General features: G+C 47.0%; 14 protein-coding genes. 5 read left to right on the top strand and 9 right to left on the bottom strand.

What is annotated here, in order from left to right; translation table 11 throughout:
• Positions 1–13: 13 nt before the first annotated feature.
• The 4 genes from ACMVP2_RS23465 to ACMVP2_RS23450 all read right to left on the bottom strand — a co-directional run bounded on the left by ACMVP2_RS23465 (position 14) and on the right by ACMVP2_RS23450 (position 5,747).
• Entirely contained in the window at positions 14–2,398 is a 2,385-nt protein-coding gene (locus ACMVP2_RS23465; protein WP_416865360.1) for a T9SS type A sorting domain-containing protein, read from the bottom strand.
• Positions 2,399–2,548: 150 nt separating this feature from the next.
• Positions 2,549–2,917, bottom strand: coding sequence for a CoA-binding protein (locus ACMVP2_RS23460; RefSeq protein ID WP_416865359.1), 369 nt, complete (start codon positions 2,915–2,917; stop codon positions 2,549–2,551).
• Positions 2,918–4,780 carry a toxin-antitoxin system YwqK family antitoxin gene (locus tag ACMVP2_RS23455; RefSeq protein WP_416865358.1) on the bottom strand — a complete coding sequence of 621 codons (1,863 nt, stop codon included), beginning with the start codon at positions 4,778–4,780 and terminating at the stop codon, positions 2,918–2,920.
• A 4-nt stretch (positions 4,781–4,784) separates the two neighbouring features.
• Complete coding sequence (locus tag ACMVP2_RS23450) at positions 4,785–5,747, bottom strand: tryptophan 2,3-dioxygenase family protein (RefSeq protein ID WP_416865357.1); 963 nt, start codon at positions 5,745–5,747, stop codon at positions 4,785–4,787.
• A gap of 67 nt (positions 5,748–5,814) precedes the next feature.
• Here ACMVP2_RS23450 and ACMVP2_RS23445 point away from each other — a divergent pair, with 67 nt between their 5' ends.
• Both ACMVP2_RS23445 and proC read left to right on the top strand, forming a co-directional pair.
• On the top strand, positions 5,815–7,038 hold the full coding sequence (locus ACMVP2_RS23445; RefSeq protein ID WP_152000913.1) for an acyl-CoA dehydrogenase family protein: 1,224 nt from the start codon (positions 5,815–5,817) through the stop codon (positions 7,036–7,038).
• A gap of 258 nt (positions 7,039–7,296) precedes the next feature.
• Positions 7,297–8,079: a pyrroline-5-carboxylate reductase gene (gene proC / locus ACMVP2_RS23440; RefSeq protein ID WP_416865356.1), complete on the top strand. Its 783-nt coding sequence runs from the start codon at positions 7,297–7,299 to the stop codon at positions 8,077–8,079.
• A gap of 43 nt (positions 8,080–8,122) precedes the next feature.
• On the opposite strand, the gene ACMVP2_RS23435 is transcribed toward proC, so the two are convergent.
• A complete protein-coding gene (locus ACMVP2_RS23435) occupies positions 8,123–8,605 on the bottom strand; it encodes a DUF4920 domain-containing protein (protein WP_416865355.1) in 483 nt (160 codons plus the stop codon).
• Between the two features lie 331 nt (positions 8,606–8,936).
• On the opposite strand from ACMVP2_RS23435, the gene ACMVP2_RS23430 reads away from it, so the two are divergent.
• The gene (locus ACMVP2_RS23430) at positions 8,937–9,803 is read left to right on the top strand and encodes a histidinol-phosphatase (protein WP_416865354.1); all 867 of its coding nucleotides are present in this window, start codon (positions 8,937–8,939) and stop codon (positions 9,801–9,803) included.
• 121 nt (positions 9,804–9,924) lie between these two features.
• Complete coding sequence (locus ACMVP2_RS23425) at positions 9,925–11,196, top strand: alpha-hydroxy-acid oxidizing protein (RefSeq protein WP_416865353.1); 1,272 nt, start codon at positions 9,925–9,927, stop codon at positions 11,194–11,196.
• 963 nt (positions 11,197–12,159) lie between these two features.
• Here ACMVP2_RS23425 and ACMVP2_RS23420 read toward each other — a convergent pair.
• The 4 genes from ACMVP2_RS23420 to ACMVP2_RS23405 all read right to left on the bottom strand — a co-directional run bounded on the left by ACMVP2_RS23420 (position 12,160) and on the right by ACMVP2_RS23405 (position 18,441).
• Positions 12,160–13,989 (bottom strand): tetratricopeptide repeat-containing sensor histidine kinase, encoded by a 1,830-nt coding sequence (locus tag ACMVP2_RS23420; protein WP_416865352.1) that lies wholly within the window; start codon positions 13,987–13,989, stop codon positions 12,160–12,162.
• A gap of 458 nt (positions 13,990–14,447) precedes the next feature.
• A complete protein-coding gene (locus ACMVP2_RS23415) occupies positions 14,448–15,089 on the bottom strand; it encodes a response regulator transcription factor (protein WP_317491292.1) in 642 nt (213 codons plus the stop codon).
• The gene (locus tag ACMVP2_RS23410) at positions 15,086–17,035 is read right to left on the bottom strand and encodes a tetratricopeptide repeat-containing sensor histidine kinase (RefSeq protein ID WP_416865351.1); all 1,950 of its coding nucleotides are present in this window, start codon (positions 17,033–17,035) and stop codon (positions 15,086–15,088) included. The genes ACMVP2_RS23415 and ACMVP2_RS23410 overlap by 4 nt, the downstream gene beginning before the upstream one ends.
• A 206-nt stretch (positions 17,036–17,241) precedes the next feature.
• Entirely contained in the window at positions 17,242–18,441 is a 1,200-nt protein-coding gene (locus tag ACMVP2_RS23405; RefSeq protein ID WP_416865350.1) for an aromatic ring-hydroxylating oxygenase subunit alpha, read from the bottom strand.
• A 127-nt stretch (positions 18,442–18,568) separates the two neighbouring features.
• On the opposite strand from ACMVP2_RS23405, the gene ACMVP2_RS23400 reads away from it, so the two are divergent.
• On the top strand, positions 18,569–20,125 hold the full coding sequence (locus tag ACMVP2_RS23400) for a sensor histidine kinase (protein WP_416865349.1): 1,557 nt from the start codon (positions 18,569–18,571) through the stop codon (positions 20,123–20,125).
• Positions 20,126–20,127 lie beyond the last annotated feature (2 nt).

Genomic DNA, 20,127 nt, shown 5'->3' with positions numbered 1-20,127 from the left:
CATAAATAAGCTATCAATCGATAATTACTTTGATGTTCTGAACGTAGCTGCCGACGGCTACTTTCACAAAGTAGTATCCCGTTGACAACGAGGTTGCATCCACAGCCACTTCTCCCCACTCCTGACTTATATTGGTCTCAACCGCTCTTCCATTGACGTCAAACATTTGTATGGCATAGTCGGCCTCCAACAGTACGTCGGGCAGTTTTATCTTGAACAGTCCGTTGCTGGGATTGGGGTATAGCAGCAAATTCGTTTCAAAAAGGTCGAGCTTCACCGACACTATTTCAAACACTTCTGTGGTTCCATCATAGTCAGTTTGCGACAGTCTGTAGTAGTTTGTTGAAGGCATTGGCTCTTCATCCATCAGGTCGTAATACATTTTGCGGTCTGTGGTGCCTGCGCCTTCCACTATTTCAAAGACTTCCCAATTTTTGGCGTCAGAAGATTTTTCAATAGTGAAGTAATGATTGTTCTTTTCAGCGGCAGTAGTCCAGGTAAGTAAAACCTGATTGTCAACTTCCTTTCCGTTCCAGTGAAGAAGCTCCACCGGCAACACTCCTGAAGAAGACTCCATAACACCATCAGCATCGGCCGTTGCACTCGAAGGAGTTGTGCCCCCTGCAACGGCAGTTCCAGCACCTCCGTTAGTTCCATTGGCACCACCAGTACCCTGAGTATTGCTTGTAGAAAAATTGGTTGCCGGCGCTGTTCCCGAGAAAATAATCACTCCTTTGCCGCCGCCACCGCCACCGCCGTGGGTATTACCGTCGTTGACAGAACTTCCGTTTCCTCCTTTGGCCTCTGTGGCAACAGCACAGCTCAGGCTCCAGTTGTTTACCTGGAAGACGATCGATCCTCCGGCACCAGCACCAGCGCCTCCGTCGTTTCCGGTAAGGCCTTTACTTGCGCCATTTGCCGTGATTGACAAGCCGCCACAGCCTCCATTAGTTTGAATGGTTGAAGCCCTGATGATGATGATTCCTCCGCCTGCTCCACCTGTGAGGGACACACCGTTGTTTTGCTGGCCACCGCCACCGCCACCGCCCATGAACACTCTTGAGGCAGAGATATACGAACTAAGGTCTAACCCTCCAAGACCACCGGATGTGGGGGTACACCCACCTGTAGTCCCGTCCCAACCCGGGCCTCCGGCGCCACCTGTAGTGTAATTACCTCCACCGCCGCCGCCGGCATTGTGGAAGTTGCCACCGCCGCCGCCGTTGGCTACCTTCCCTCTGGCAGCACGATAGTTAGTAGATGTCACTTTATAAATGCCCTCGCCCTTTCTGGCATAGCTATTCGAGTTAGTAATATAAGTAGCTGCATCACAGCCTGTTCCATCATTTGTGGGGTTTGGAAGCCCACCAGCGAAACCCTGAGCGTTCACAGAAATGTTATTTGCAAGGGTTAGGGTATTATTGACATCAATGGCAAAAACACCACCTACGTTTCCGTCCCATGGAAGGGCGGTAAGGTTGGCAGTTGTGGTGTAGTTGACATACTCAGGGAATGAGATAATCTGTAGGGATGAATTAGCACCTGTATTATAGGTATTGGCTAATGAGGATGTCAAAGTGATTGAAGAAGGTGTTCCGGGAGTACCCGTAACCAGCACATTGTCGAACCCACCAAAGTCGTTGGTGGCATTGTTCATAATGTATACGAATAGTTGCAACGTTGAGCCTGAGACACCAGATGCAGTAGCGCTTACAGCACCAAAATTGCCAGACCTGTTTCCGTTTGTCAGGATTTGCTCACCCAGGCCATCTACCGAATAGTAGGCCCTTACATAGTCAGTTGCATTGTCGTATCCATTCTGAGCGAGAAGCATTGAAATGCTTACACTAGTGTATCTGGAAATATCCAACACTTCCGAACTCCACTTAACAGGGTTAGAGACGTTGTTTCCAACTATAAGTCTTGAGTAGCCTGCTCCTGAGCCATCGAAAACATTGGCTGACCTTCCTCCGCCGGCAGGAACACCACAGGGTGTCGCTCCGCTACAACCCAATGACCAGGCCGTAATACCGTTATCGGTTGTTGTGCCATAAGCCTGATCCTCGAAGGTTTCCGACCATATCGTTTGCGAGGCACCAGCAGTTTCCGTCACACTTTGTATAGTAGCTTCTTCGTAAAGCCCGGCACTGCCTATTGTTGATATGTTTCCGAAGTTTGCATTGTTACCAGTGTTAGAGCCGATAACATTGTCCTGCATTTGCATAATGAGAACTTTCTCACCCGCTTCGAAAGTGGCGTAAGTCTCATTTACGTTGGATAGTGAAAGGTTGGCACCAGAAACGTTGGTGACTTTGGCATAGGCGTTGATTACTGACTGGCCCTGCGCTGTGGTAAATATTCCTGATAAAATGGTAAAATAAACTAATACATTCTTCATAGCCGTACTCTTAGAAATTCTTAAATCTTCCTAAAAGTACGGCGCCAAATCACGCAGGTGTTGAAGACTCGACTAAGCAGGACACGGTTTCGCCCAACGATGCGTATCCTTAGATGAACCGAAATCCCGGATATCCGAAATCAGCCCTTTTCAGTATTGATTGGTGGAAAGCATAACGAGTGTACATCCTTCAACTACCTCAACTCCTTCACTACGAAGCAGCTCCTCAAGCTCAGGGTTCTCACTGCCAGGGTTGAACACTACTCTTTTTGGGTGCAGTTGGGTAATATAGTCGTAAAGGTTCTTCTGATGCTGAGGGCCGACGTACATTGTAATCGTGTCTACCTCAGCTACCATTGGCGAGGATGTTACGTCTAAAATTGTACGGCCAAAGACCTCTCCCTTTTTGATACCTACGGGAACAATTTCGTGGCCTGCCTTCAAAAGCCTGTCAGCTGCGATATAGGCATACCGCTGAGGATTGGTGGTAGCACCTAGTATTACTGTCTTTTTACTCATCTAGTTAACAAAAAAACCGGGGCCATTTTTGGGCCCGACTAAGAATCCTATATTCACCCCTATTATTATTGGAAATGAAATATTGCTCTGGTTTAAATCAGAAAATACATTATTTCGTTCAGCCGTCTCCTGATAATTCTTTCTCAGGAGCCGATAACCGATACCTGCTCCAATATAAGCGTCGACGGTGAAGCCGCTGCCCCCGGGGTCACTCAGCCAGCGATTACCAAGAAATAACCCGTATTCTATTTTCTGTTCCTGTGTGCCGATCGTCATGCGGCGGTTGCTCACTCCCGTCGAATCGATGATATGCGCCCGGTGGTCAATAGAAGTAAATGCCACCTCCTGGCCAAAGTAGAACATCCCAAACAGGTTATCGCTATCGTAGAACTTTTGGCGCAGCTTAATTCTGCTTCCTTGCAGAAAGAGTTTATTGTCCCGCACAGAGGAGAACCCTTTGAAAAATGGTTGCTTCAGATAAATAAACTGAAATTCGTAGCCCAGCCTCTCCTGCGAATAGTGTTCGACAGACACCGGCAAGCCCCCAAGTAAAGGTGCAACGGGATTGGTGGCAAAAATCCACCCCTTGTACTCACCCACCCGTGGCGTAAAATACCGGGAGTTTCGATTCTTAAATTTATACTCTGGTTTGTTATATGGCACCCTGTCAGGCACAAGGTTTTCAGTTTCCGAAAGTCTGAACACCGGTTTATCATCCTCGTAAATAGGTCTATAAAGGCCTGCCAGGCTACCATCTTCGTGGTAGAGCTTCCACTCGCCTACTCTATCGCCATTTCGAACTTCTCCCTCCATTTTTAGGGTACCATTCTCATAATAGCCACGAAAAATGCCCACACCATCGGTAAAAAAGCATTCTCCCTCCAGCACCCCGCTTTCAAAATAATAGTACCACTGGCCAACTTTCACGTCATCCTTCAAGTCGCCTTTCACCTTTATTTTACCGCTCTCGAAGTACTCAGTGTAGGTGCCAAAGCCGTCGTGGTAAAGAACACTCCCCTTCGTCTGCCCATCCCTTTCAAACAACTTCCAAGAGCCATCTTTCTTGCCGTCTGCCAGATTGCCCTCAGCACTAACCGTTCCATCCTCATGGTAATACTTCCAGTTGCCTTCCTTCGTCCCGGCTTCAAACGCCCCCTCTGCAGAAATCTCTCCATTGGTGTGGAAATATTTCCAATCCCCTACTCGTTCACCCTCCCTGAACATGCCTTCAGCCTGCTTGCTTCCATCTTCAAAATAGTACACCCACTTGCCTTCACTTTTGCCACCTTTGTTCAGACCCTGGGCTTTTAGCTGTCCCGATGGATAAAACTCTTTATATATACCTGTTCCGTTTTCATAAAACGCCTGAGCCTTCAGCGTTCCATCTTCGTAGAAGTAATTCCAAATACCCTGGCGCTCCCCATTTTTGAATGCCCCCTCACTCTTTATGTCTCCATGCTCAAAGTAAAACGTCCAGTTGCCTCCCCGCACTTCGCCATAGAGACTTCCCTGCATGCTTTTTTTGCCACTTTCGTAGAAGTATTCCCATTTCCCGAAGGGGATTCCATTTTCGAGATATCCCTTCATTTTTATCCCACCGCTCTCATAATAGTATTCCCACAGCCCCGTAGCTGTTCCCCGGCTGTAGTTACCCATCATTTGCTTATTGCCAGTCACGTAGTAGGATTCGTAAAGTCCCTGCAGCTCTCGGGGGTTGGCATAGGAAACGTGGTATTTTTCCTTCAGGTACTTTTTTTCCTGGTCATAGTAAACAGACTTCTCCTCCTGCGCCTTCAACGACTGAACGACACATAAAAGGCCAAAGGCCAGCAAGAACACCTGTTTAAAGACCGTCGCTACCATCTAGTTATTGACTTGGCGCTGCAACTACATCGGTTGATTTTCCCCATCGATCCAGCTCGGCTTCACTCCAAAGACCAGGGAAGAATGTAACCATTTGAAAGCGGGGTGGCAAGTATTTTTGCCAGTTGGTGCCACCTGTAGCGGCAATTACATCAGGCTCTCTTTGCAGGTACCTGGTGGCTGACTTAAAGTGCGAAAGCGGCCACTTCACGTTTGCCTCCTGGTCTAAAGCCCTCATTAATTCTATAAGCTCTTCATCCAGGTGCTTTTCGTACTGCTGCTGATAAACGTCCCAAATCGTTCGGTGTTTGATCTCCTCACCAAATTGAATGAACTCACGATGATATTTATCCTCAAACTGGCGAAGTGTCAGCGTCTTTTTTGATGTAGCCAGCTCCGTTGCCCCTCTTTTCCAGTACAGATTGTCGATAAGTAACTCCACCGAAGGTTCGCCGTGCACACTCTCCCGGTAGGCCTTATCCGTCAGGTTGATCAATGATGTCGATCCGATTTCTATCAGTCGGTATTGGGCAGACTGAAATCCGCTTGCAGGCAGCAGCGCCATTCTGAACTTCAGAAACTGTGAAGGCTCCATGCCATCGATCATTACCTCGAAAGAATCCACCAGGTGTTTCCAGTAGCGAAGAATCCTTTTGATCCTCACTTTAAAAAGGCCGATCTCATCAGCGTCGTCGAACGACAACTGCTTCATTTCGTTTCTTATCAGCTGAAAGTAGAGCTCCGTAATTTGGTGATAAAGGATAAATATCTTTTCGTCAGGAAAACCGGTTCTAGGTGTCTGCAAACTCAGCAGGGTATCGAGGTGAATATAGTCCCAGTAGGTAAGGTAATCAGCATGCAAAAGACCATCGAGATAGGATGACAAATCTTGTCCCATCGCCTCATACTTCTCCTCCAATTTTCTGATCTGAGATACTATCTTCTGATCTTTTTCCGAATTGCTCATCAAACAAAGGAATTAATTGTTTTAGTTGTAAATTTGAATGTTTAAAGGGATTTAACCAAAAAATAGCATGTCCGTAAATACATTAACCCCAGGCACCCAAGCCATTAAAAATCAAAAACAAGACCTATTCGAATCTCCCGATTTTTATGAAATCGATGACCTGCTAACTGAGGAACATCTACTGATCAGGAGTTCAGTAAGGGATTTTGTCAAGAAAGAAATCACTCCCTATATCGAACATTGGGCCGAAAATAACCATTTTCCCTATGAGATCGTTCGGAAATTCGGAGAAGTTGGCGCCTTTGGCCCCACCATTCCTACAGAGTATGGCGGAGGCGGGCTGGATTATATTTCTTATGGCCTGATTATGCAGGAAATAGAAAGAGGTGACTCGGGCATGCGCTCTACGGCTTCTGTACAGGGCTCCCTGGTCATGTATCCTATCTATAGCTATGGCAACGAGGAGCAAAAAATGAAGTACCTGCCCAAACTGGCAAGTGGCGAAATGCTTGGCTGCTTTGGATTGACGGAACCTGATTTCGGCTCGAATCCGTCAGGCATGAAGACAAATTTCAAAGACATGGGCGACCACTACCTCCTCAACGGAGCCAAAATGTGGATTTCAAACGCTCCTAAAGCGGACATCGCTGTGGTGTGGGCCAAAAACGAAGAAGGCCGGATCCATGGCCTGGTAGTAGAGCGGGGCATGGAAGGCTTTTCTACGCCGGAAACTCACGGCAAATGGTCGCTGAGAGCCAGCTGCACGGGCGAATTGGTGTTTGATAATGTAAAAGTGCCGAAGGAAAACCTACTGCCAGGCAAAAGCGGCCTGGGTGCTCCCATGAAGTGCCTCGACAGCGCACGCTACGGCATTGCCTGGGGAGCGATTGGGGCAGCCATGGATTGCTACGATGCAGCTCGCAGGTATTCTCTGGAGCGTATTCAGTTCGACAAGCCGATCGGAAGCTTCCAGCTGATTCAGAAAAAACTGGCGGAAATGCTTACGGAAATCACGAAAGCACAGCTGGTTAACTGGAAGCTCGGCAAAATGATGAACGAAGGCAAGGCCACCACACCACAGATTTCGATGGCCAAGAGAAACAGCGTGGCAACGGCGCTGGACATAGCAAGAGAAGCCAGACAAATACACGGCGGTATGGGCATCACCGGAGAGTACCCTATGATGCGCCACATGATGAACCTGGAATCGGTGTTGACCTACGAAGGCACGCACGACATCCACCTGCTGATTTTGGGAAATCATATCACGGGAATTCCTGCTTTCAAGTAAAAGACGGCTCAAATGACTTTATAAAAGGAGGTTTCTGGTGATGGAGCCTCCTTTTTTTATTCCTGAGCACCGCCTGCAATGCCATCGAAATCATCATCAAACCGCTATGCACAAACCAAAGTAAGTGACCTGCCAATTTCTCTCTTTCGAGGTGAAACAGGGGATTTTTAGCAGAAATGAGCTGCGTATTTCCTTCTTGACCAAATTTTCATTAACCTTTGCGCTCGCTTTGATAAACATTCAATTAACAGACGCTTTATGAAGATTTCGATAATAGGTGGTGGCAACCTGGGGGTGGCGATTGCCGAAGGGATAATTAAAAAAAACTACGCCAAAGCAGAAGACATTACTGTTACCCGTCGAAACGTCCAGTTGCTGGATCAGCTGGCGGACAAGGGTGTAAACATCAGCGCCGACAATGTGCAGGCCACTGAGTCGGCCGACATGGTGATTCTTGCCATCAAACCCAAGCAAACGAAAGAAGTGCTGCAGCAGATAAAGTTCGCAGTAGAAAAGAAGGGGCCTATCGTTGTGTCGGTAGTTACTGGCGTACTTATTCAAGACATGAAGGCCATACTGGGAGCACAGGCCTTAGTTTATAGGGCCATGCCCAATACAGCCATTGCCATTTGCGAGTCGATGACTTGTTTAGCCGGAGACGAGAGCAACAAAGACGCCTCGGAGGCAGTGCTGAAGCTTTTTTCGCAGCTTGGCTCTGCTATCTACATTCAGGAGGAGCTGATGAATGCATCTACTATCCTTGGCGCTTGCGGCATTGCCTATGCGCTCAGGTTCATCAGAGCAGCTTCTCAGGGCGGCATCGAAATTGGTTTTAGTGCCAAGGTGGCACAGCTAATTGCCACACAAACGGTCAAAGGAGCAGCTAGTTTATTGCTTGAAGGCGGGCGACACCCTGAATATGAGATTGACAAGGTAACCACACCACAAGGGTGCACCATTGCCGGCTTGAATGAAATGGAGCATCAGGGCTTCAGCTCGGCACTGATCAAAGGGATTATTACTTCGTACAACAAAATTTAGAGTTTGAGCGCCCACATACCAAACGGATGTGGGCCATTCTCCCTTATCTCATCAACACCCCAACTGCCTCGAAAGACAATTCCTGAACGGGCGCTGTAATAGCGGCTATTTCTTCGTCTGTCTTTCCGGCATCTTTAGCATTGTGCTGCAATTCCTCAACAGGCGTTAACGACTTCAGCGCCACACCCTCTATCACTACCTCCCTGCCTTTGGCATCTTTTGGAACAAAAAATCCATAGTCCTTAAAGGTTACTCTCATGGTTTCGTTGTTGCCAAGATCGAGTTTCATCCAACACCCCTTAGCCTGGCACACATCAACAATGGTTCCCCTCACCTTGGTATAAGCTGAATCACTCGCCATGGATGTAAGCTCAGCCACTGGTGCAGCTTGGTCATCAGTTATTGCGGCTCCAAAGCTTTCGTAAACCGCCTGGTCCGCAACAGCGGCTTGCTCATTTTTCACTTCCTTTTGCTGGCAGGCAGTCAGCATCAACGCCGAAATGCCTATGTATAAAAGTTTACGCATGATTGTCTATTTTTCGCATGAAGATACGAAACACGAGGTTAGGTTATCAACAAAATTCTTATCGGATTGTGGAAAACTTCTGATTAACAATCGTTTATGAAAGGGGAAGAATTATTAATATTGAAATAGAAACCTACTTCCCCCTGAGTTCAATGAAAATTGGAAAGACCTGGAGCAAAGTCCTTTTAATCGTTGAGGTAATATTGTTTTTCTCCCTCCTGGTGGTTATCGTCGTCAACAAATTTTTCATCTCGATTTTTTGAGGCGTACGTAACATTTCGTTCATCACATTTTTTCTAAAAACGCCGCTTCTTTTTTGCAAATTGTGTAAATGAAGGGTTGGACAAACTACCACAGCCATACGCATTACTGCGACGGCAAAGGCACAGCAGAAGAATATATCAGCCGGGCTGTTGAACTTGGCATGATTTCCTATGGCATTTCATCGCACGCACCCACGTCATTTACGTGGCCCTGGACCATGAAAAAAGAGGCCATGTCTGACTATTTCACAGAAATACAGGACTGCAAAGCCAAATACCTGGGGATTATTGATGTGTACAGCAGCCTTGAGGTTGACTTTATACCCGGTGTGGTTTCGGTCAACAGCGACTGGATTGTCGACGCCGACCTGGACTACAGCATAGGCTCCGTGCATTTTGTGGACTCGTTTGCCGATGGCACCCCTTGGGAAATAGACGGAGCATCGAAAGTTTTTGACGAGGGACTGCAATCCATTTTTGGTGGTGATGCCAAAGCTGCTGTTCAAAGATATTTCGCCCTTACCCGACAAATGATACAAGAAGCTCCGCCTACCATCGTTGGGCACCTCGATAAAATCAAAATGCAGAATGGCAATGGGCTTCTCTTCAATGAAAACGACAGGTGGTACCAAAAGGAGATTATTGAAACGCTGGAGGCGGTGAAAGGAAAAGACCTGATGCTGGAAATTAATACTAGGGGTTTGTATAAAAAGAAAACCACAACGAGCTACCCCTCGCCGTGGGTTTTTCGCTACCTGAAGGGCATGTCGATTCCCATCATGATAAACTCCGACAGCCATCACACACAAGAAATGACTGGGTTTTTCAGCGAAACAGCCGAGCAGTTGATCAGTGCCGGCCTCACGCAAGTGATGGTGCTCCTCAACAATGACTGGCAGGAAGGTCGCCTTACTGTCGACGGGATTGAGGTCTGATCAGTTGAGAATGTGCGCCTTTTGCATTAGATTGATATGACGCTAGTTTGATTTTTTAATAGCTATGCTGAATGCCCGAAAAGCAAATGGTTTGATGGGCATTTTGCACAACAACACACACATGAGCGAACCCATGGATGCCCTCAGCTGGCAAAAGAAGATTTACCTTGACGGTATGGCTGGTATTTTACCGAAGGTACCTGTCGACTTTGCCAAACTTCAGAAAGCCGCCAAAAAGAAAATGAGCAAAGAGGCCTGGGCCTATATTGCCGGTGGCGCAGGTCGGGAGACTACGATGGCTGAAAACCTCTCAGGCTTCGAAAAATGGAAGATTGTCCCCCGTATGCTGAACGATGTTTCCACGAGAGACACTTCTACTACCCTCTTTGGCCAAAAGCTTCCCCTACCACTGCTGCTCTCTCCAGTCGGCGTGCTCGAAATGGTGCACAAAAAAGCCGACCTGGCGGTGGGGAAGGTTGCAGCAAAAGCTGGCATTCCCTTTATCTTTTCCAATCAGGCATCAGTGCCAATGGAAACGGTTGCCCGGGCCATGGGCGACAGCCCAAGATGGTTTCAGCTCTACTGGAGCAAGTCGAATGAGCTGGTGGAAAGCCTGGTGAAAAGGGCCGAGAATTGTGGCTGTTCAGCTATCGTGGTAACGCTCGACACCTCCATGCTCGGCTGGAGAACCAGGGACCTCGACCTGGCCTTCCTCCCCTTCCTGAAAGCCAGGGGCATTGCACAATACACAAGCGATCCGGTGTTTATGCGCCTGCTAAAAGAGAAAGCCATCGGCGAGGAAACGCCTGTTGAAAGGAAAATCAGGCCAACTACCTTTCTGTCCCTTATTCAATTATTAAACAACTACCCAGGCAACTTCTTTAAAAACGCCTTTTCTGGTGAGCCACTGGCAGCCGTCAGACAATTTATCAATATCTACTCCCGGCCCTCCCTAACCTGGCAAGATCTCGCATTTCTGAGAAAAAGAACCAAACTCCCCATACTGTTGAAGGGCATTCTGCACCCGGAAGATGCGAAAATGGCCATGGAACATGAAATGGATGGCATTATACTTTCCAACCACGGGGGCAGGCAAGTGGACGGCGCTGTCAGCACTATTGAAATGTTGCCAGAAGTGAAAAAAGCCGTTGGTGAAAACTTCCCCATTTTGCTCGATTCGGGCGTACGCTCCGGGGCGGATATGATGAAAGCAATAGCACTTGGTGCTTCGGCCGTTTGCATGGCAAGGAGTTATGCTTTCGGGTTGGCCATTGACGGAGAAGAGGGGGTATACGACGTCATCAGGAACATGGCAGCCGATTTTGAGCTCAACATGGGCTTGGCTGGGTGCAAGAATATTGAGGAAGTGAAAGCGCTGAAGTTGAGAGAATAGCACTTTTTTGAAGAACAAAACCCAAATAACAAGCGCCAAAAGGCAAATAAATCTCTCCTCCCTGGGCTGTCCCCTGACAGCCCGCAGGCATCGCAAAGGAGTTTAGTCAAGGTCTGTCGGGGGACAGACCAGAGGTTGGGCACCACAAGGAGTTTAGTCAATGTCTGAAAAGGACACAAGAAAACAACAGCTGGAAACAGAAGAATGAAGTAGAGGATTTCTTCGCTGCGCTACGAAATTGCTTCGCTCAGGTAACCATTAGATGTAACCTTGACAAAGCGCCTGCTTGAGATTTGTTTTTTTGTTATTTGGGATTTCCTTATACCAGCTCAACTTCTTATTTGAGATTGACTTTTGACATTTCAACAAATGCCTGACAACCCCTCCCATCTCTTTCAGGCTTCCACAACTTGGGTCGTCTTGTGACCCTGGGCAGTCCCCTGACAGCCAAAACGCATCGCAAAGGAGTTTAGTCAAGGTCTGTCGGGGGACAGACCACGGAGTTGGAGGTTGTTTTTGAGGTTTCTCATTTTGTGCCTTGGAGCTCATTTGAGATTTGTCCTTTTGTTATTTGGGATTTCCTTATACCAGCTCAACTTCTTATTTGAGATTGACTTTTGACATTTCAACAAATGCCTGACAACTCCTCCCACCTCTTTCAGACTTCCACACCTTGGCTCGTCTTGTGACCTTGGGCTGTCCCCTGACCCTGGGCAGTCCCCTGACAGCCGAAACACATCGCAAAAGGCTTTCGTCAAGGTCTGTCGGGGGACAGACCACGGAGTTGGGGGTTGGTTTTTGACATTTCAACAGATGTCTGACACTCCCCCATCTCTTTCAGGCTTCCAGTGGAAACTCAAAGGTGAAAATGGCTCCTTTGCCCGGGGCGGTGTCAACACTGAACTGCCCTCCGAACTTCTTCACCCGATTTTCAATATTCTGCAAGCCAATGCCACCCCTTCTTCAGGCTTCTTTGTAGTCGAAGCCTATTCCGTCGTCCTCCGCAGTCAGTATCACGCTGTTCTCTGTCTTATTCAGCTGAACGATGAACTCGCTGGCATGCGCATGTTTGAGCACATTGGCCAGCATTTCCTGAGTGATCCGATAGATGCCTGTTTCCATTTCTACCGGCAGCCGTTCTTCCAGGTTAAAGTGCATCACTTTCATGGCCACGCTGTCCGACTGATTGATCCTCGCTGCCAGGTCATCCATGGAGCTAACCAAACCGTAGCGAGACACCTGTCCGGTAGAGAGATTATGAGAAATGCGTCTCACTTCGGTCACCGCCTCATCCAACATTTGGGTGATTTTGACTGTCTCGTTTTCGGGGCTTTTTTGTTCTACGTCTTTTTTGACAGTGCTGCCAATGAAATTGAGTTTAATCGCCGACAACATACTGCCCAGCCTGTCGTGAAGCTCCTCAGCGATGCGCATGCGTTCCTTTTCCTGCCCTTCTATCAGCGCATTGAGCGAGCTTACCTCCTGCTCTTTCAAAAGGGCATCTATGCGAACATTGCGCTCTGTTAACGCCTGCATACTTCTGAGTTGGCTAGCCTTTTGCCGCTGCGCAAAAAAGGCCGAGACCGCAATGGCCAGCGCCACTGCTAACACAATGCCCACCCGATAAGCATTCTTTTCAGAAGTGGCCAGCAGCACTTCCTGCTCCTGCGCCTTCTTTTCCGAGGTGAGCTTCGCTATTTCCTTTTCCTTGAGTTCGGTTTCGTATTTGATGGTGAGTTCTTTGATGGTATTTTCTTTCTCAAAGCCATATAGAGAATCTGACAGATCATGATACAACTCCAAACTATTGTAAGCTTTATCAAATTCTCCCGTTTCCGAATAAATAATGGAATATAAGTTTTGGGCTTCTTTACGATACGCAAGTGCACCAATCTCGTTGGCCAACTCATCCCCCATTTTTACGTAGCTTAAGGCAGCTTGGTGATCTTCTAGTTGATTTACCACCCTGGCTAGCAAAAGCAAATTATAGCAATATTTATACTTATCCCTAATCCTCAAGTCGCTGTCGTGTACCCTAAGAAAATAAGCTTTTGCCTTCTGAAAATCACCCTGTTTGAAAAAATTATACCCCAAGGAATACCAAATGACAGAAAACTGTGATGTCTCGCCAAGCTCCTCAAACATTTGAAGAGCCGCTTCATAAAATTCAGACGATCTATCATAATCTTTAAGAAGTCCGTATAGAACCCCAAGACTCGCATATAAATCCGAAAGCCTTGATATGTCGTCTAACTCTAGCAATACCTTTTTAGCATCTAGAAAATAATGCTCCGCTTTTTCGTACTCACCTATTTCCATCAAATAATTACCCAGAGAGTGCAATCCGATTGTGTATTGCTCAGGTGAGCCAAACGCTTTTCTCAATTCCAGCGATCTAAACAAAAGCTCAAGAGCCTTTCTTCGATTTCCCAAGTATTGATAGGTATTCGCCAATGTGTTATAATTATAGGCTACCCTTAAAGAGTCACCAAGTTCTCTGTACAATTCAATGGATTTTTGACCGAATTTGATGGTGTTTAGATAGTCGGTTTTTTTCGAATACGCCAACGACATATTTCGATAAAACAAACCCAGTTTCTGCTTGTCACCCAATTCGATAAGTAACGGCTCCAAGGGAATTGCAGCCGACAGTGAAGAATCTGGTGAAGTCATACTCAACCCGTCCACGATTGCAAAAAGACTATCAATTTCAGTGCTTTTTTCCAACCCCTGCCCATGAGTTTGGCAGCAAAAGCCGAGAATAACGACCAGAACGAAATGCTTCAGTTTCATTTAAATCAATGGGTTTCTTGCTGGAGAATATGCACCATTTATATACACTGTTTTTAACAGAAATAACTGGCAAAACTAAAACTAGTAAAAATAGTGGTAGTTGAAACTGAGAAAGGCAAATCGCAAGTACCAAAAGGCAAGTAAATCTCAAATTCAAATAAGGGAAATTCGAAACTCGCTACTCCCGCACCCTGGGCTGTCCCCTGACAGCCCTTAGGCACCACAAAGGGGTTTAGTCAAGGTCCGTCGGGGGACAGACCATGGGGATCACGAGAAAGTAACAGATGGGAACAGGAAAATGAAATAGCGAATTTCTCTCCGCCAGCTGGAGGACTATTAAATAGCTTCGATCAGCAACGATCAGATGCAGCCTCGATAAAGCTCCTGTTTGAAATTTCCTATTTTGTGCCTTGGAACTTATTTGAAGTTTGCTTTTTGATGTTTGGAGTTTCAACCCCCTAGTTCTGCAAATCGAAATACCCATTCTCATAGGCGTAGCGGATAAGGCCAGCGGTGTTTTTCACTCCCAGCTTGTTGATGATATTACGGCGGTGGGTGTCTACCGTAAAGTGGCTGAGGAATAGCTTTTCGGCTATTTCCTGAGAAGTAAGCTCCTGCGCTATCAGTTTAATGATTTCAATCTCTCTGCTAGTGAGAAAGGTGTTTTCATCCTTCTCTTTCCGGAAGCTGTCATAGAAAATCCCGGAAACCTCTTTACTAAAGAATTTCTCACCCTTGTGTACGGTCATAATCCCCTGCACAAGCTCCTCTTTGCCGGTGTTTTTCAGCACATAGCCATCCACACCCGACTCCAGCAGCTCACGGATAAAGCCAGGCTTGTCGTACATGGTCAGCACGAGGATGCGGATTTTCGGGTACTTCTTTTTGATCTGCTCTGCTACCTGAAAGCCGTTCATCTTGGGCATTTGCAAATCGAGCAAAATCACGTCAACGGGCCTTCTGGAAACAAACACCATGGTTTCCTCTCCATCGTTGGCCACCCCAACAATCTCCAGCCCCTCCACATCGTCCAGCAACGACTTGATGCCATCCACCATCAAATGATGGTCATCTGCTATCAACACCTTAATATCACTCATGCCTCTAATGGAAATTCAAATGTGAAAATTGTCCCTTTTCCCGGTGAGGAGTCCACGCTGAACTGCCCGCCGAATTTCTTTACCCTATTGTCAATATTATGAAGACCAATACCTCCCCGCTTTTTGGCTTCCTTGTAGTCGAACCCCTTGCCATCATCCTCGGCTGTCAGGATAACGCTATTGTCTGTCTTGCTCAACTGAACAGTGAACTCTTGGGCGTTAGCATGCTTCAGCACATTGGCCAGCATTTCCTGCACGATACGATAAATGCCAGTTTCCAGCTCAATGGGCAGGCGCTCGCCAAGGTTGAAATGCAATACTTTCATTTTGATGCTATCTGAGCGATTGACAGTGGCCGCCAGGTCTTCCATGGATCCGACCAGTCCATAGCGTGACACCTGACCGGTGGAAAGATTGTGCGACACCCGCCTGACCTCCGTGACGGCTTCATCGAGCAGCCCGCTGGTTTTGGCAGAATAGTCCTCCACCTCGTCCTGACTCAGATCCCTTTTACCTATCCAGCCGTTAAAGTTGAGTTTAATGGCAGAAAGCAGGCTCCCCAGCCTGTCGTGCAGCTCTTCGGCAATGCGGAGACGTTCCTTCTCCTGCCCTTCGAGTAAGGCGTTTAGTGTGTTGACTTCCTGTTTCTGAAGCAATGAATTAATTTGAGTATTCCGCTCTGCCAGGGCCTTTTCGCTTCGCAGCTGCATGGCTTTTTGCCTTTGTGTGAAAAAGGCCAGAATGGCCAGCGCCAGGGCAATGGCAAATACCACGGCGATCATGTAAGCATTCTTTTCTGTTGTGGCGAGAAGTATTTCTTTTTCCTGAAGCTCCTTTTCGGAGGAGAGTTTTTCTATTTCTTGTTCCTTGAGTTCTGTTTCGTATTTGATGGTGAGTTCCTTGACAGTGTTTTCTTTATCAATGCTGTAGAGAGAATCAGAGAGTGTGTATTGGTGATCCAAGTGCAGAAAGGCATTTTGATAGTCTCCTAATTCTTCGTAAATCATCCTAAATAACACTTGTGCTTCTATGCTATATCGAAGGTGACCTATTTGTTCTGCCAGTTCCTCAACAGCAGTTGCATATTCCAAGGCACTGTTTAGGTTTCCTAATTTGATTTCTGTTCTGGCTAGCAATGACAAGTTATAGCAGTTTTTTAGCTTGTTATCAAATTTTGAAAATCCCTTGTCAGCATTTAGGAAATAAGCTTTTGCTTTTAATAAATCGCCCTGATTAAAGAAATTATATCCTATTGCATTCCAAATTTTAGGAAAATTGGATTCGTCTTCTAAGCGTTGGTATATCTGAAGTGATTTTTCATAATAATCCAAAGACACTTCATACTCTCTCTTTATCCCTGAAAGTATACCCATATTGAAATACATCTCGGCTAAAGTTTCAGATTCACCAAGCTTCTCCAAAATAGCCAAGGACTGAAGGTAATACTGTTCGCACTTGCTATATTCCTGTATTTCCATGTAATAGTTTCCAAGAGAATATAACTCTGAAGCATATTGATCTTGCGTGCCATACGTCTTGCTTAGCTCGAGCGCACGAAGGCTGAATTCTAACGACTCTTGTCTATGACCAAGATATTTATGTGCGTGTCCCATTTTACGATACATCAAGGCTATCTGATTGGAGTCACCGGTGAACCTGTAATGGTCGATTGCTTTTTGACCATAGCTAATTACTTTACTGTACTCCGTCCTGTCAAAATATGAAAGTGTTATAATCTCATACAATTTGGCCAATCGGATATGATCATCGCCCAAAGCTGGTTCAATTTGGAGAGCTAGAGTTAGTAGTGAATCCTTATTGAGGTCGGTCGCCGAGTCAATCAAGGAAAAAAGGCTGTCAAATTCAGCCTTTTTTCCATTTTGTCCATTGCCGTTTTGAGCGGCAAAAATTATAGAAATCAGTAAAACGTAATTCTTAATTTTCATTTACATCAATTTTCATTTTGGGTCGTCCGGTGGCGGTGGCGGTGGCGGTGGTGGATCCCTAGGAGGAGGATCACCCATTCTAAATTCAGCACTGTAAACAAATAAATCATTGATCGGCAGCTTTTTCATAATAATAAGGGTTAGTAAGTGAAAAATTCATCTACCCTTAAATATACCGGTTTACCGTCACCACGACATACCGACTTTTAGGTATTTTCAACAAACTTAGCCAGCAAACTATGAAAATGATGTACGCCTTTCTCTCGTGTTGGTGAGAACCGGCCACCCGGGTAAAACCGAGACCGAATGCCCTTCTGCACGGCCTCCACTACAAACTCGTCTTCCCGTTCTACCTTGTCGGTCATCACGTCCGCTCCCTGCTTGTAGCGCTCCTCATCCAATATATAGGTAAGGAAACTCACCCTGGTTCTGCCTATTGCGAGTGGCTTCACTATGTTCACCGAAAGTCCCCATGGATAAAAGTTAAACATCATATTGGGGAAAACCCAGTAGTACCAGGCTGAAACTATCTTGCCTGTGTCGGGGTGGCCATTGGGTAGCTCAAAGCAATCGCTGCCCGGCTTGCCGTACCCTATCTGCAGGTTGCAATGGTCGTACACCACTGTCTTGTAGGTGCCGTAGTCGAGCACAGCGTTCAGGTCTTTGTGCACAAACGGGATGTGAAAGCCTTCGAGGTAGTTGTCGCAATACAGGGCCCAATGACTGTTGACCAGATAGTCCCTGCTGAATTCCGGCGCAAAACGAAACTTCGTATGGTCAAGAAAACCTACCCGCTTCTGCATCACATCAATCACCTGCTGAAAATCGAAAGCCGGAGCCAACGAGGTGAAAAGGAAGCCAAACCACTTCCGCAACTCTAAGCCAGGCAGGTTATCGCAGTCTCTGGGAAAGTTTTCTGCTTCACCAAACTCAGGCATGTGCTCAAACTGGCCATCCAGAGCAAACCGCCGTCCGTGGTACTGACAAACGAGTTTTTTGGCCCTTCCAGGATTCATGCAAAGCAATGCCCCCCTGTGGGTACATACATTGCTCAGGCAGCGCACCTGCTCCTCACTGTCTTTTGTTAACAAGAGAGGCTCGTCCAGGTAACCGTCGAGCAAAGTAAGCGGATAGACACTCTCCGAAAGGCCTACCTGGCTCTCTTGCCCTATCCACTGCCACGACCGGGCGAAGACTTTCTCCCTGAGGCTTTCGAACACATGGCTGTCTCGGTAAAAAGAAGCGGGAAGCGTTGTAGCTCTTTTAATATTTGGGTCAATGTTCAATGGGCTCATGATAGGTTTCGATGGATAAACGACCAAGATAAGGATAACCCCAAATGAATGCATGAAACGCCTTGAAATTCTGGCACCCGCCGAGCCGCCCGCCTCCCTTTCCATCATCATAGTCCAGCGTTTGAACGCTGGGCCAGGGTGATCGAAAGCCAATGCCTACTGAGCTCAATCGTAAAAAAATGTCATCATTGTGCTACCTTAGTTCGAAACTTGCGTATCTCCCAATTGACATCGCTCTATGAGGACATCTTTTGCTAAAATATCATTTATCCTGGTGCTGGTCATTGTGCTGCCCATCAGTGTGCTGGTGATATTCGAAGTCCGCAGCCTCAATCAGAGCGTGGCCATGATGCAGGCCATCTACGACAAGCAAATCGACACCTTCCTGTTCTCCATCAATCAATATTCCGACGACGTGGTCAACAGCATGACCACCCGCATTGACGATGCCTGGAGCAGAAAAGGGGCCGGTGAGTTCCCAAAAGAGATCCTTGAAGGTTACCCGGGGGTGTCGGCCATCTTTTTCTTTCCGCTGGAAAAAAACCAAAAGCTGGCCTTTTACGCCAAAGACGAAATCCCCCAACAACAACTCATAACCCTGCTTCAAAACCACATCCGGGAAGACTCAGCGCTGGTAAAAAAAATGACTGGCTACCGGTCGGCTGGCTTTCGGAAAATTGAACCCTACAAGGTGCTGGCAGTGGAAGGTGAGCGCTTCAACACCCTACTGATGGTGCTCGGCGAAAATCCCGACACTTATTCGCTCTGTGTGATGATCATTCGCCCCTCCGACTTCATTGAAGAGCTGATTGCGCCAAAAATGGAGCAGGTGGCAGGCGAGGAGTTTGTGCTGGCGGCATCCAACAAGGTGACCGGCGAGCTTATTTACACCACCGACTCACTAATGAATAACAAGGCACGCTCCAAAACCATCTGGTTGCTGCCTGAGTACGAGCTGGAGATCTACATTCCCGGCAACTCCATTGAGATGGTGATGCAGGAGCGATCCAACACCAACATGATCATGATAGGCATGGTGTCGCTGGTGCTGCTATTGGGTTTTGCGATGGTTTTCAGGAACATCAGGGCAGAAATGCAGCTAGCACAAACCAAGTCGGACTTTGTCAGCAACGTGTCTCATGAAATCCGAACACCTCTGTCGCTCATCAGCATGTTTGCCGAAACCCTGCTGCTGGGGCGGGTAACTACGGAAACAAGGAAGAAAGAGTACTACGAGATCATTGTAAAGGAAACTGGCAGGCTGACCAATATTGTGAATAAGATCCTGAATTTCTCTCAGATAGAGGCCAATAAAAAGACGTATCACCTGGAGTCGGTTTTGCTTAACGACATTGTGAGAGAGGTGCTCCACACCTATTCGTTTCATTTGGAGAACAAGGGATTTACCTACAAGGTCCACTTCACGGATGACTTACCCAACATGATGGCAGACACGGAGTCGGTGATGGAAGCCATTATCAACCTTCTCGACAATGCCATCAAATACAGCCCCGACACCAAACACCTGGATATATCTACAGAACGGATGGATCAATGGGTCGTGGTGGCCGTCAAGGACCAGGGTGTAGGCATTGAGGAAAAAAAGTTAAAACAGATCTTCGACAAATTTTACCGGGTGACGCAGGGCGACATCTACAACACGCAGGGAGCGGGACTCGGGCTGTCGATAGTGAAACACATTATGGAAGCGCATGGCGGGCAAATTACCGTAGAAAGTGAGCCGGGAAAAGGCAGCACCTTTAAACTGATGTTTCCTATTTTAGTAAAGAAATAACA

The organism is Imperialibacter sp., assembly GCF_048007035.1.
In the GTDB taxonomy this organism is placed as follows: domain Bacteria; phylum Bacteroidota; class Bacteroidia; order Cytophagales; family Cyclobacteriaceae; genus Imperialibacter.
This window is presented reverse-complemented; position numbering and strand designations above follow the sequence as displayed.

Bases quoted from the DNA above. Each gene is read 5' to 3' on its own strand.
- ACMVP2_RS23465 (WP_416865360.1), bottom strand. From the start codon at position 2,398: ATGAAGAATGTATTAGTTTATTTTACCATTTTATCAGGAATATTTACC.
- ACMVP2_RS23460 (WP_416865359.1), bottom strand. From the start codon at position 2,917: ATGAGTAAAAAGACAGTAATACTAGGTGCTACCACCAATCCTCAGCGG.
- ACMVP2_RS23455 (WP_416865358.1), bottom strand. From the start codon at position 4,780: ATGGTAGCGACGGTCTTTAAACAGGTGTTCTTGCTGGCCTTTGGCCTT.
- ACMVP2_RS23450 (WP_416865357.1), bottom strand. From the start codon at position 5,747: ATGAGCAATTCGGAAAAAGATCAGAAGATAGTATCTCAGATCAGAAAA.
- ACMVP2_RS23445 (WP_152000913.1), top strand. From the start codon at position 5,815: ATGTCCGTAAATACATTAACCCCAGGCACCCAAGCCATTAAAAATCAA.
- proC (WP_416865356.1), top strand. From the start codon at position 7,297: ATGAAGATTTCGATAATAGGTGGTGGCAACCTGGGGGTGGCGATTGCC.
- ACMVP2_RS23435 (WP_416865355.1), bottom strand. From the start codon at position 8,605: ATGCGTAAACTTTTATACATAGGCATTTCGGCGTTGATGCTGACTGCC.
- ACMVP2_RS23430 (WP_416865354.1), top strand. From the start codon at position 8,937: ATGAAGGGTTGGACAAACTACCACAGCCATACGCATTACTGCGACGGC.
- ACMVP2_RS23425 (WP_416865353.1), top strand. From the start codon at position 9,925: ATGAGCGAACCCATGGATGCCCTCAGCTGGCAAAAGAAGATTTACCTT.
- ACMVP2_RS23420 (WP_416865352.1), bottom strand. From the start codon at position 13,989: ATGAAACTGAAGCATTTCGTTCTGGTCGTTATTCTCGGCTTTTGCTGC.
- ACMVP2_RS23415 (WP_317491292.1), bottom strand. From the start codon at position 15,089: ATGAGTGATATTAAGGTGTTGATAGCAGATGACCATCATTTGATGGTG.
- ACMVP2_RS23410 (WP_416865351.1), bottom strand. From the start codon at position 17,035: ATGAAAATTAAGAATTACGTTTTACTGATTTCTATAATTTTTGCCGCT.
- ACMVP2_RS23405 (WP_416865350.1), bottom strand. From the start codon at position 18,441: ATGATGATGGAAAGGGAGGCGGGCGGCTCGGCGGGTGCCAGAATTTCA.
- ACMVP2_RS23400 (WP_416865349.1), top strand. From the start codon at position 18,569: ATGAGGACATCTTTTGCTAAAATATCATTTATCCTGGTGCTGGTCATT.